Consider the following 12,547-nt stretch of genomic DNA (forward strand, 5'->3'; position numbering starts at 1 on the left):
GGTAGGTCCATGAGACAGCAGCTGTCCCGCCTCCTGGCCGGGCTGGCGGTCGGTGCCCTCGTGGCACTGCCGCTGGCCCCGGTCGGCGCCATCGCGGCGGAGCCCCACGAAGAGGGCGTCACCGCGTGGTCGCCCCCGAAGGCCAAGGGGAAGAACCATGCGCAGGACGAGGCGGGCGCCACCGCGGCCGCCACCACCGCCGAGGCGGCCGACCAGGTCCTGACCTGGACGGCGAGCGCGAGCGTCTCGCAGTACGCGTCGGCGCCGGACACCGCCACGGCGGGGGCCACGACGATCGTCTTCGAGAACAGCACGGCCACGGGCAACAACATCGCCATGAGCCACACGCTGACGTTCGACACCAGCACGCCGGGGTACAACCACGACGTCACGCTGGACATCCTGGCCAACCCCCTGGACGCCAACGGGGGCCGCTACGAGGCCGAGGTCGTCCTGACCCCGGGCACGTACCGGTACTTCTGCGCGATCCCGGGGCACGGCACGATGACGGGCGAGCTCGTGGTCACCGAGGACCCGGGCGAGGACACCACGGCCCCGGTCGTGACCCCGCAGGTGGCCGGGCAGCAGGACGGCACCGGCGCCTACATCGGGTCGGCCACCGTGAGCCTGGCGGCCGAGGACGACAGCTCCGGCGTCGCCTCCGTCGAGTACGCGCTCGACGGCGGGGAGTTCGGCCCGTACGGCGAGCCCGTGGTCCTCGACGAGCCGGGCACGTACTCGCTGGCGTACCGCGCCACGGACAACGCGGGCAACGTCTCCGAGCCCGGCACCGTGGAGGTCACCGTGGTCTCCGCCGACGGCGAGGACACGACGGCACCCGTCGTGACGGCCGAGGTCACCGGCGAGCTCGACGACGCCGGCGCCTACGTGGGCACGGCCACCGTGAACCTGGCGGCGCTGGATGCCGGGTCGGGCGTGGCGAGCGTCGAGTACGACCTCGACGGTGCCGGGTACGCGGCCTACACGGATCCCGTGGTGGTCGACGCACCCGGCGAGCACACGGTGACGTACCGGGCCACGGACAACGCCGGCAACGTCTCCGAGGAGGGTTCGGCGACGTTCACCGTGGTCGAGCCCTCGCAGGAGGACACCACTCCCCCGACCGTGACCGCCCACGTCATGGGCGAGCAGGACGAGGACGGTGCCTACGTCGGCTCGGCCACGGTGCACCTGACGGCCGAGGACGAGGCGTCGGAGGTGGCGAGCGTCGAGTACGACCTGGACGGCGGGGGCTGGTCCGACTACGGCGACCCCGTGCTGGTCGACGTGACGGGTCCGCACACGCTCACCTACCGGGCCACCGACGCGGCCGGCAACACCTCGGAGCCGGGCTCCGTGGAGCTGGTCGTGGTGGGCGGCGCGGACCCGCCGGACGTCACGCCGCCGATCGCGTCCGCGCAGGTCGACGGCGACCAGGACGACTACGGGGTCTACCTCGAAGTCGCCACGGTGTCGATCACCGCCCGGGACGACGAGTCGGGGGTCGCGTTCATCGAGTACGCGTTCGGCGACTCCGCGTTCCGGGAGTACACGGGCCCGTTCGACGTCACGGACCCGGGGGCGCACGCCATGGCCTACCGGGCCACGGACAACGCCGGGAACGTGACCCGCACGGGCACCCTCCGGTTCTCCGTGTCGCGGTCCACGATCGACGCGTGCCCCGTCTCCGACGAGCGCCCCACGGTGATCATCGGCGACAAGGACAGCAGGGTGGCGAACGTGGACACCGGCAACGGGTGCACGATCGCCGACCTGATCGACGCGGACGGGGCGTGGGTCAGCCACAGCGCCTTCGTGCTCCACGTGACCCAGGTCGCCGACCAGCTCGACGACGCCGACGTCATCACCCCGCAGGAGGCCACGAAGCTGATCCGGGCCGCCCGGCAGTCCGACGTCGGCCGGTAGCACGACCCTGCACGAACGCCGCGCCCCGGTCCTCCGCACGGAGGGCCGGGGCGCGGCGTCGTGTCAGCTCAGGCTCAGGCGACGAGCGAGCGCAGCACGTACTGCAGGATGCCGCCGTTGCGGTAGTAGTCCGCCTCGCCCGGGGTGTCGATGCGCACCACGGCGTCGAAGGCGACCTGCGAACCGTCGGCCTTCGTCGCCGTGACCGCCACCGTCTCGGGCGTGGTGCCCTCGTTCAGCGCGGTGACGCCCGCGATGTCGAAGGTCTCCGTGCCGTCCAGGCCCAGCGACTGGGCGTTCTGGCCCGCCGGGAACTGCAGCGGCAGCACGCCCATGCCGATGAGGTTGGAGCGGTGGATGCGCTCGAAGCTCTCCGTGATGACGGCCTTGACGCCCAGGAGCGCGGTGCCCTTGGCGGCCCAGTCACGCGACGAGCCGGAGCCGTACTCCTTGCCGCCGAGCACCACGAGCGGGGTGCCGGCCGCGGCGTAGTCCTGCGCGGCGTCGTAGATCGTGTCCTGGGCGTTCTTCACGAAGTTGAACGTGAAGCCGCCCTCGACGCCCGCACCGTCGTTCTCGGCGGCCAGGAGCTGGTTGCGCAGGCGGATGTTCGCGAACGTGCCGCGGATCATGACCTCGTGGTTGCCGCGGCGCGAGCCGTAGGAGTTGAAGTCGCGGCGCTCGACGCCGTGCTCGGCGAGGTACTTGCCCGCCGGGCTGTCCGCCTTGATGGAGCCGGCAGGGCTGATGTGGTCGGTGGTGACCGAGTCGCCCAGCTTGGCCAGCACGCGGGCGCCGGAGATGTCGGTGACGGGCTCCGGCGTCATGCCCATGCCGTCGAAGTACGGGGGCTTGCGCACGTACGTCGACTCCGGGTCCCACGCGAAGGTGTCGCCCTCGGGGGTCTCCAGGGCGGCCCAGCGCTCGTCGCCCTTGAAGACGTCGGCGTAGTCGGACTCGAACATCTTGCGGTCGATCGAGGACGCGATGGTCGCCTCGACCTCCTCCGGCGACGGCCAGATGTCGCGCAGGAACACGGGGTTGCCGGCCTCGTCGCGGCCCAGCGGGTCGTGCTCGAAGTCGAACTCCATGGTGCCGGCCAGGGCGTACGCGATGACCAGCGGCGGGGAGGCCAGGTAGTTCATCTTGACGTCCGGGTTGATGCGGCCCTCGAAGTTGCGGTTGCCCGAGAGCACCGAGACGACCGACAGGTCGTGCTCGTTGACGGCCTCGGAGACCTTCTCGTCCAGCGGGCCGGAGTTGCCGATGCAGGTGGCGCAGCCGTAGCCGACCAGGTGGAAGCCCAGCTTCTCGAGGTACGGCCAGAGGCCGGCCTTCTCGTAGTAGTTGGTCACGACCTGCGAGCCCGGGGCCATGGAGGTCTTGACCCACGGCTTGGAGACGAGGCCCTTCTCGACGGCGTTCTTGGCGAGCAGCGCCGCGGCGAGCATGACCGACGGGTTCGAGGTGTTGGTGCAGGACGTGATCGAGGCGATCGCGACCGCGCCGTGGAACAGCTCGAACTCCTTGCCGTCGCTGTTCGTGACGTGCACGTGCTTGCGGCCGTTCGGCGTGATGGCCGGCGAGTCGGACGCGGGGAACGACTCCTTCTCGGCCTCGTCCACCTGGTCCAGCACCTCGGGGGCGTAGGTGGGCAGGTCACGCGTGAACGCGGCCTTGGCGTTGCTCAGCTCGATGCGGTCCTGCGGGCGCTTCGGCCCGGCGATCGAGGGGACCACCGTGGACAGGTCGAGCTCCAGGTACTCGGAGTAGACCGCCTCGGGCGTGTCGGCGTCGAGCCACAGGCCCTGCTCCTTGGCGTACGCCTCGACCAGGGCGAGCTGCTCCTCGGAGCGACCCGTCAGGCGCAGGTAGTCGACCGTGACCGAGTCGATCGGGAAGATCGCGGCCGTCGAGCCGAACTCCGGGGACATGTTGCCGATGGTGGCGCGGTTCGCGAGCGGCACCTGGGCCACGCCCTCGCCGTAGAACTCGACGAACTTGCCGACCACGCCGTGCTGGCGCAGCATCTGCGTGATCGTGAGCACCACGTCGGTGGCGGTGACGCCGGCCGGGATGGAGCCGTTGAGCTTGAAGCCCACCACGCGCGGGATGAGCATCGAGACCGGCTGGCCGAGCATCGCGGCCTCGGCCTCGATGCCGCCGACGCCCCAGCCCAGCACGCCCAGGCCGTTGACCATGGTGGTGTGCGAGTCGGTGCCGACGCAGGTGTCCGGGTAGGCGCGCAGCGCGCCGTCGACCTCACGCGTCATGACCGTGCGGGCCAGGTACTCGATGTTGACCTGGTGCACGATGCCGGTGCCCGGCGGGACGACCTTGAAGTCGTCGAACGCGGTCTGTCCCCAGCGCAGGAACTGGTAGCGCTCGTGGTTGCGCTGGTACTCGAACTCGACGTTGCGCTGGAACGCGTCGGCGCGGCCGGCGACGTCGATCTGCACGGAGTGGTCGATGACCATCTCGGCGGGGGCCAGCGGGTTGATCCGCGTCGCGTCGCCACCGAGGGCCGCGACGGCCTCACGCATGGTGGCGAGGTCCACGACGCAGGGCACGCCGGTGAAGTCCTGCATGATCACGCGCGCGGGCGTGAACTGGATCTCGGTGTCGGGCTGCGCGTCCGGGTCCCAGGACGCGAGGGCGCGCACGTGGTCGGCGGTGATGTTCGCACCGTCCTCGGTGCGCAGCAGGTTCTCGGCGAGGATCTTCAGCGAGTACGGGAGGCGCTCGACGCCCTCGACCGCACTGAGCCGGAAGATCTCGTAGGGCGTGCCGGAGACCTCCAGCGTTCCCTTCGATCCGAACGTGTCCACGGTGCTCACACTGGCTCCTTCTGCGGGGCTGACGGTGCGTCGGCTCTCACAGGCGCTGTCATCGCGCGATGGAGCCTTCGCATGGGTTCCAGGGGGCTTCACCCAGCCTAGGCCGGGCTGCTGCAGCCAGCATAACGCATTTATCTTGACGTCAAGATATCTGCGTGACCACCCGGCGCGCGATGGCGGCGTACCCCTCGTCGGTCACGTGGATCCCGTCCGCGTCGACGTAGCGCTGCCGCACCACGTTCGGGTCGATCAGCGACACGTAGGTCGCGCCGTACCGCTCGGCCGCCGCGCGCACCGCACCGTCCAGGGCCCGGACCTCCAGCCCGACCGCCCACGGCGTGGACGGCCCGACGGCGATGATCCGCGCGTCCGGGAACCGCTCGGCAGCGAGCGCATAGGTGTCCTCGACGGCCTGGAACACCGTGGCCGGCTCGGTGCGCAGCTCGTCGAAGTCGTTCTGCCCGCCGGCGATGACCACCACGTCGATGCGCGCTGGATACTTGACGGAGCGCAGCTGCTCCGCGTAGGAGAGCAGGCCCTTGTCGGGGTACCGGCTGACGAACCCGGTGCCCCCGTCCGCGACGTTGCGCTCGGTCCAGCGCATCTGCCGGGACACGATCGAGCTCCACCGCTCCTCGGGCGACGACGCACGCTGCCCCACGGTGTACGAGTCGCCCACGAACAGCGCGGTCGCCGGGCGGGCGCCGTTGCGCGGCAGGGGCTCGGTCGGGGTGGGGCGGGGCGTGGGGAGCGCGGACGGCTCCGTCGGCGCGGGGCTCGGCGTCGGCGAGACCACCACGGCCGGCGCCGCCGTCGACACCGTCTGCGGGGTCCCTCCGGCCGTGTAGCTGCCGCCACCGAGGAACATGCCCACCACGACGGCCAGCACGAACGCCGCCGCCACCCCGAGGACGACCCCGCCGCCCACCAACCACCGCTTCACGAGACGATCCTCACGAGGCGAATCCTATGCGTCCGGAGCAGTGCGATTTGTCCATCTCGTCGGTCAGGCCCGGTCCAGTACGGCGACGGCCTCGACATGGTGCGTATGGGGGAAGAGATCGAACCCGCGCACCCCCGACAGCGCGTACCCGTGCGCGGCCAGGTAGCCCACGTCGCGCGCCAGCGCGGCGGGGTCGCAGGCCACGTACACGATCCGGCGCGGGTCGCGGGCTGCGATCGCGTCGACCACGGCGCGCCCGGCACCGGTGCGCGGCGGGTCCAGCACCACGACGTCGGCCGCCGGGACCCGCTCGGCCAGCACCTGCTCCACGGCGCCCACCTCCAGCGTCACCTGCTCGAACGCGTGCGCGTTCCGGCGGGCGTCCTTCACGGCCCGCTCGTCGCCCTCCACGGCCACGACCCGCCCCTGCGGCCCGACGGCGTCCGCGAGCGGCAGCGTGAACAGCCCGGCGCCGGAGTACAGGTCCAGGACGGTCGCCCCGGTCAGCTCCCCCGCCGTCGCCCCCGTCGCGTCCAGCACGGCGCCGGTCAGCAGCGCAGGCGCCGCGCGGTGCACCTGCCAGAACCCGTCGGCCGCCACGCGGTAGCGGTGCGTGCCCCACGGCCCGGTCACGACCTCGGTCACCGCCCGGCGCGCGTTGGGGCGGGGGTCGGGCCGTCCGCGGCGCCACGGCGCGCCGTCGACCAGGAGCAGCGGCTCACCCTCGGACGGCGCCACCAGGCGCAGGTGCGCGCCCGGCGTCCACGTCCGGGTGAACACGTCCTCCGCCACGGCGAAGTCCATGAGCTCGGTGGTGGCCAGCGGCATCTTCTTGAGCGGGATCACCCGGTGCCCGCGGTGCGCGCGCATCCCCGCGTGCCCGTCCGAGTCGGCCACCAGCTCGATCCGGGTGCGGTAGTGCAGGCCGCGGCGCTCGTCGTCGCCGGGTGCGGCCTCGACCGTGACCTCGCGCTCCAGCCACTCGGGGTCGATGCGCGCCAGCCGCTCGAGCTGCTCGACGAGCACCGTCTTCTTCCAGTGCCGCTGAGCCGGCATGGCCACGTGGGAGAGCTCGCCGCCGCCCGCGCCGTCCGGGCCGGCCGCGGGCCACGCGGGCTCGATCCGGTCGGGGGACGCCTGGAGCACCTCGACGGCGTCGGCCCGCCAGAAGGTCTGGCCGCCCTCCGTGACGCGGGCCCGCACGCGCTCGCCGGGCAGGGCGTGCCGGACGAAGACGACGCGGCCGTCCAGCCGGGCCACGCAGTGGCCGCCGTGCGCGACCGGGCCGACCTCGAGCTCGACCTCCCGGCCTACGGCGGGGTCGGGGACGTCGCTCACGCGGCGGGCGCGGCCCGGCCGCGGGGAACGCTGCGGACGGCGGCGCGGGCGGCCACCGGAGTCCGGGTCGGCGGGCGCGGTGCGGCGGTCGGGGGTACGGGGCATGCCTCCAGTATCGCCCACGGGACCGGCCCGCTACATCCGCCGCCCGCGCAGGAAGGTGTCGCCCTCCAGGCCCGTCTGGCCGCTGGACGAGTCGAGCTGCCACGGCACGGAGGCCACCACGACGCCCGGTGTGAACAGCAGGCTGCCCTTGAGCCGCAGCGCGGACTGGTTGTGCAGGAGCTGCTCCCACCAGTGGCCCACGACGTACTCCGGGATGTACACGATCACGAGGTCGCGCGGCGACTCGCGGTGCAGGGAGCGCACGTACTTCACCACGGGCCGGGTGATCTCGCGGAACGGCGAGTCCAGGATGCGCAGCGGCACCGGCAGGTCGAGGGCCTCCCACTCGGCGACCAGTCCGTCGACGTCCTCGCGGTCCACGCCCACCGTGACGGCCTCCAGCACGTTCGGCCGGGCGGCGCGCGCGTAGGACAGGGCCCGCATGGTCGGCTTGTGCACCTTGGAGACCAGCACGACGGCGTGCACCCGGCTGGGCAGCGCCCGGGCGGCCGAGACGTCGTCCAGCGCGAGCTCGTCGCGCACGCGGTCGTAGTGCTTGCGGATCGACCGCATGAGCACGAACAGGACGCCCATCGCGAGCAGTGTGATCCACGCGCCGTGCGTGAACTTGGTGATCAGCACGATGATCAGCACGATGCCCGTGAGGCCGAACCCCACGCCGTTGACGAGGCGCGAGCGCAGCATGCGGCCCCGCACCGCCGGGTCGTGCGCCGTGCGCAGCTCGCGCGTCCAGTGCCGCAGCATGCCGAGCTGGGACAGCGTGAACGACACGAACACGCCCACGATGTAGAGCTGGATGAGCCGGGTGACCTCGGCGTCGAACAGGACGATGAGCACGATCGCCGCGACCGCGAGCGTGATGATGCCGTTCGAGAACGCGAGCCGGTCGCCGCGGGTGTGGAGCTGCCGGGGCAGGTAGCCGTCGCGGCCGAGGATCGAGCCCAGCACGGGGAACCCGTTGAAGGCCGTGTTGGCGGCGAGCACGAGGATGAGGCCCGTGACGGCGGAGACCGCGTAGAACGCGGGCGGGAAGCCGGAGAACACGGCCTCGGCGAGCTGGCCGATCACGGGGATCTGCACGTAGTGGTCCGAGACCGGCTGGCCGTTGAGCGAGAGCTGCTCGTGCGGGTCCTCGGCGAACCGGACACCGGTCGCCTGGGCCAGCAGGAGGATCGAGATGATCATGGTCGAGGAGATGGCGCCGAGCAGCAGCAGGGTCGTGGCGGCGTTGCGCGACTTGGGCTTGCGGAACGCGGGCACGCCGTTGCTGATGGCCTCGACGCCGGTCAGGGCGGCACAGCCGGACGCGAAGGCGCGCGCGAGCAGGAAGGCGCCCGCGATGCCCACCAGGCCCTGGTCGAACGCCGCCTCGGCGGAGAGCTCGAAGTCGGCGCTGGCGGCCTTCGGCAGGTTCCCGGAGAAGAACCGGAAGGCACCGGTCACGATGAGGGCCCCGACGATCGCCATGTAGCAGTACGTCGGGATGGCGAACGCCGTGCCGGACTCCTTGACGCCGCGCAGGTTCACCAGCGTGAGCAGCACCACGGCGATCACGGCGGCGGCCGCCTCGTGCCCGCGCAGCCCGGGGATGGCGGCGGAAGCGTACTGGGCCGCCGACGAGATCGACACGGCCACGGTCAGCACGTAGTCGACGAGCAGGGCCGAGGCGACGCCGATGCCCGCCGTCGGGCCCAGGTTGGTGGTGGCGACCTCGTAGTCGCCGCCGCCGGACGGGTAGGCGTGCACGTTCTGGCGGTAGGAGGCGACCACGATGAGCAGCACCACGACCACCACGAGACCGACCCATGGCGAGAACGCGAGGGCGGCGATGCCGGCGAGCGAGAGAGTCAGGAGGATCTCGTCCGGCGCGTAGGCCACGGACGACAGCGCGTCCGAGGCGAACACGGGCAGGGCGATCCGTTTGGGCAGCAGCGTGTGCCCCAGGCTCTCGCTGCGCATGGGGCGGCCGACCAGGAGGCGTTTGGCCGCATCGACGATGTCTGACACGTTGGATGACTCTATGCCCGTCGATGGCCTCCAGCGCACCCGGGGCACCGCCATCACCCGCGGCGCGGTAGCGTTCCGTCCGTGCACTTCGTCATCATGGGCTGCGGCCGCGTCGGCTCCAGCCTCGCCCAGGAGATCGAGGGTCGCGGGCACTCCGTGGCCGTCATCGACCAGAACCCGGACGCGTTCCGGCGCCTGCCCGCGGACTTCTCGGGCAAGAAGGTGACGGGCGTCGGCTTCGACCGGGACACGCTCGTGCAGGCGGGGATCGAGGACACGTACGCGTTCGCCGCGGTGTCCGACGGCGACAACTCCAACATCCTGTCCGCCCGCGTGGTGCGTGAGACGTACGGCGTCGACAACGTCGTGGCGCGCATCTACGACCCGCACCGCGCCGAGATCTACCAGCGCCTGGGGATCCCGACGGTCGCCACGGTGCGGTGGACGGCCGACCAGGTGCTGCGCCGCATGCTGCCGCTGGGCTCCAGCGACGAGTACGTGGACCCGTCGGGCACGGTGCGGCTCGCGCAGATCGACTACCACCGGCGCTGGGTGGGCCGGCCCGTGCTCGCGATCGAGTCCGCGACCGGCGCCCGGGTCGCGTTCGTGACCCGCTACACCTCGGCCGTGCTGCCCACGCCCGACGTCGTGCTCCAGGAGAACGACACCCTGCACCTGCTCATGACGGCCGACGCCTCGGCCGACGTCGAGCGGATCCTGACCGCCGCCCCGACCGCCGAGGAGGACTGATGCGCGTCGTCATCGCCGGGGCCGGCTCCGTGGGCCGCTCGATCGCCCGGGAGCTGCTCAGCCACGACCACGAGGTCACCCTGATCGACAAGAACGCCGCGGCCATGCGGGTCTCGCAGGTCCCCGAGGCGGAGTGGGTGCTCGCCGACGCGTGCGAGCTGCCCGCACTGGAGGCGTCCGAGATGGAGCAGGCCGACGTCGTGGTGGGCGCCACCGGCGACGACAAGGTGAACCTCGTGTTCTCCCTGCTGGCCAAGACGGAGTTCGGGGTGCCGCGCACGGTCGCGCGCGTGAACAACCCGAAGAACGAGTGGATGTTCGACCAGTCGTGGGGCGTGGACGTGGCGGTGTCGACGCCGCGCATCATGACGGCGATGGTCGAGGAGGCCGTCGCCGTGGGCGACCTGGTGAAGATCTTCAGCTTCAGCCAGTCGGGCGCCGACATCCTGGAGCTGACCCTGCCCGCCGACTCCCGCGTCGCGGGGACGCGCGTGGGCCAGGTCGTGTGGCCGGCCGAGGTCACGCTCTCGACCATCGTGCGCGACGGGCGCCCGCTGGTGCCCAGCGGCGACGACACCCTGGAGGCGGGCGACGAGCTGCTCCTGGTGGCCGGGAAGGACGCCGACACCGCGGCTCTCCAGAAGCTGCTGGTGCCGAAGGGCTGAGGGCTAGGCGCCCTCGGGCGCCTGCCGCCGCACCACGTACCAGGTCAGGTACAGCACCAGCGCCCACAGCGGCACGCCCAGCAGCAGGTGGAAGGTGCCCAGCCACGCGATGTCGCCCGCGAAGTACAGCGGCGTCTTGACCGCCAGGCGCAGGGCGAACAGCCCGACCCAGAGCCAGGTGGCGATCGTGTAGGTGCGCAGCTTGGCGGGGTCGTCGCGCCAGGCGGTCAGGGCCGCGAACGGCGAGGGCCCGTCGCTCCCGGGCTCCCGGCCGGCCTCGGCGCGCACCGCGTCGGGCGTCAGGCCGGCCCGCAGGGCCTCGACCACGTACCCGACCGCGGGGCGGCGCACCAGGATGGTGACGAGCAGCACCACGAGGTAGCCCGCGTTGAGCAGCAGGCCGCCCGCGTAGTAGTTCTCCGCCTCGCCCGACGTCCATGCCCACACCACGCCGATGGCGATGCCGAGCAGACCGCCCAGGGCCTGCGTCACGGGCGTGCGCTGCACGAGCCGCGCCACGACGAGCACGAGGGCGGCCACGACCGAGGCGATCAGCGGGACCGTCAGGTCGGTGAAGATGACGAACGCGACCACGAACACCAGGCCGGGGAGCACCGCCTCGACGAGGCCGCGCACGCCGCCCACGGCCTGCGCGGCCGAGAACTCCTCGCCGGTGAGGGCACGCATCCCGCGGGCGGGGGCGTGCTCGGGCTCGGGCTGCGTGGGCACGTCGTCACGTACGGGTTCGCTCATGGGGCCCATTGTGCCGTGCTCGGCCGGCCGCTGATTCACCCGTGCTCCCCCGGCCGCGGCCGGAGCTCGTAGCGCGGGTTGAACATGGTGCGGCGGCCGTCGACCTCGCACACCATGCCCTCCACGCGGATGCGCCGGCCGGGCTCGATGCCGTCGATGGTCCGCCGTCCGAGCCACACGAGGTCCAGGGCGCCGGAGCCGTCGAACAGCTCCGCCTCCAGGGTCGGCACGCCCTCGCGCGGACGCAGCACCACGGACCGCAGCACACCGGCCACCTTGCCCCGGCTGCGCAGCGGCAGCGACGTGACGGCGGCACACCCGGCGTTCCGGGAGGCGTCGGCGCGCTCCTCGGTGTCCGAGACCTCCTCGTTGGACGCGAGCGTCCGTGCGATGCGCGACGCGAGCGCCGAACGCAGCGACATCAGTACCTCACCTCGTCAGCCGATCTGGGTGATCTCGGGGCCGCGACGCAGCGGGTTGAAGTCCGACAGCTGCGGTGCCGCGCCCTCGGGACCGGCGGCGGGTGCCGCCTCCTGGGCACCATCCTTGCGCGCCGACTTCGGCAGCGCCAGGGGCAGCAGGTCCCGCGGGGGCCGCGGGCTCTGGTCGCGGACCACGACGATGTTCGCGAACACGGACTCCAGCGGCTTGGCCGCCTCGGCGTCCAGCGCCGCCCGGCCCGCGAGCACGCCCCGGACGAACCAGCGCGGGCCGTCCACCCCGATGAACCGGGCCGGCCGCTGACCGGTCTGCCCGTCGGGGCCCTTGACCGGCATCCGCACCAGCAGCTCGCGCCCGAACACGCCCGGCACGTCATCCACGACGCCGCCCTGGCCGCCCACGGACTGGGCGATCTCGTGCCGGATCTCGTCCCAGATGCCCTCGGTGCGCGGTGCCGCGAAGGCCTGCACCTGCAGGTTCGACCCCTCCAGCGCGGCCGTCACCCCGGTCACCTTCTGCGTCTTCTTGTCGATCTCCATGCGCAGCTCGAGGCCCGGCATCACCGGCAGCCAGATCGCGCCGAGGTCGACACGCGGACCCATCTCGTCCACCTGCGACCGGTCGAACGGTCCGTGCGGCCGCTTCTGCTGCTCGGCCTCGACCGACGCCCACTCGACCGGCGCGGGCTCATCCGCCGCACCTCGTCGGCTGAACAGACCCACAGCCACGCTCCTTACGTAGTTCGGCTCGCCGCGCGCGTG

At 72.2% G+C, this 12,547-nt stretch carries 10 protein-coding genes; 3 read left to right on the forward strand and 7 right to left on the reverse strand.

Annotated elements, in window-relative coordinates:
* Positions 1 to 9: 9 nt before the first annotated feature.
* Positions 10 to 1,926, forward strand: coding sequence for an OmpL47-type beta-barrel domain-containing protein (locus tag ACIBBF_RS12980; protein ID WP_397413685.1), 1,917 nt, complete (start codon positions 10 to 12; stop codon positions 1,924 to 1,926).
* Between the two features lie 74 nt (positions 1,927 to 2,000).
* Here ACIBBF_RS12980 and acnA read toward each other — a convergent pair whose 3' ends face one another.
* The 4 genes from acnA to ACIBBF_RS13000 form a co-directional block, all read right to left on the reverse strand.
* Entirely contained in the window at positions 2,001 to 4,763 is a 2,763-nt protein-coding gene (gene acnA, locus ACIBBF_RS12985) for an aconitate hydratase AcnA (protein ID WP_397413688.1), read from the reverse strand.
* Positions 4,764 to 4,905: 142 nt separating this feature from the next.
* Complete coding sequence (locus tag ACIBBF_RS12990; protein WP_397413690.1) at positions 4,906 to 5,706, reverse strand: SGNH/GDSL hydrolase family protein; 801 nt, start codon at positions 5,704 to 5,706, stop codon at positions 4,906 to 4,908.
* Between the two features lie 63 nt (positions 5,707 to 5,769).
* Positions 5,770 to 7,149, reverse strand: a complete 1,380-nt coding sequence (locus ACIBBF_RS12995) for a class I SAM-dependent RNA methyltransferase (protein ID WP_397413692.1) — start codon at positions 7,147 to 7,149, stop codon at positions 5,770 to 5,772.
* A 30-nt stretch (positions 7,150 to 7,179) separates the two neighbouring features.
* Entirely contained in the window at positions 7,180 to 9,177 is a 1,998-nt protein-coding gene (locus tag ACIBBF_RS13000) for an APC family permease (RefSeq protein WP_397413695.1), read from the reverse strand.
* Between the two features lie 96 nt (positions 9,178 to 9,273).
* On the opposite strand from ACIBBF_RS13000, the gene ACIBBF_RS13005 reads away from it, so the two are divergent.
* Together ACIBBF_RS13005 and ACIBBF_RS13010 are read left to right on the forward strand one after the other, a co-directional pair.
* On the forward strand, positions 9,274 to 9,927 hold the full coding sequence (locus ACIBBF_RS13005) for a potassium channel family protein (protein ID WP_397413955.1): 654 nt from the start codon (positions 9,274 to 9,276) through the stop codon (positions 9,925 to 9,927).
* The gene (locus ACIBBF_RS13010; RefSeq protein ID WP_397413697.1) at positions 9,927 to 10,592 is read left to right on the forward strand and encodes a potassium channel family protein; all 666 of its coding nucleotides are present in this window, start codon (positions 9,927 to 9,929) and stop codon (positions 10,590 to 10,592) included. Before ACIBBF_RS13005 ends, ACIBBF_RS13010 begins: the two co-directional genes overlap by 1 nt.
* Before the next feature lie 3 nt (positions 10,593 to 10,595).
* Here the strand turns inward: ACIBBF_RS13010 and ACIBBF_RS13015 are convergent, their stop codons facing one another.
* The 3 genes from ACIBBF_RS13015 to ACIBBF_RS13025 are packed head-to-tail and all read right to left on the reverse strand — an operon-like array spanning position 10,596 to position 12,508.
* Complete coding sequence (locus ACIBBF_RS13015) at positions 10,596 to 11,345, reverse strand: DUF3159 domain-containing protein (protein ID WP_397413699.1); 750 nt, start codon at positions 11,343 to 11,345, stop codon at positions 10,596 to 10,598.
* A gap of 35 nt (positions 11,346 to 11,380) precedes the next feature.
* Complete coding sequence (locus ACIBBF_RS13020) at positions 11,381 to 11,767, reverse strand: OB-fold nucleic acid binding domain-containing protein (protein WP_397413701.1); 387 nt, start codon at positions 11,765 to 11,767, stop codon at positions 11,381 to 11,383.
* Positions 11,768 to 11,782: 15 nt separating this feature from the next.
* Positions 11,783 to 12,508 carry a DUF3710 domain-containing protein gene (locus ACIBBF_RS13025; protein ID WP_397413704.1) on the reverse strand — a complete coding sequence of 242 codons (726 nt, stop codon included), beginning with the start codon at positions 12,506 to 12,508 and terminating at the stop codon, positions 11,783 to 11,785.
* Positions 12,509 to 12,547: the final 39 nt, after the last annotated feature.

Source organism: Promicromonospora sp. NPDC050880 (genome assembly GCF_044456525.1).
Classification (GTDB): domain Bacteria; phylum Actinomycetota; class Actinomycetes; order Actinomycetales; family Cellulomonadaceae; genus Promicromonospora.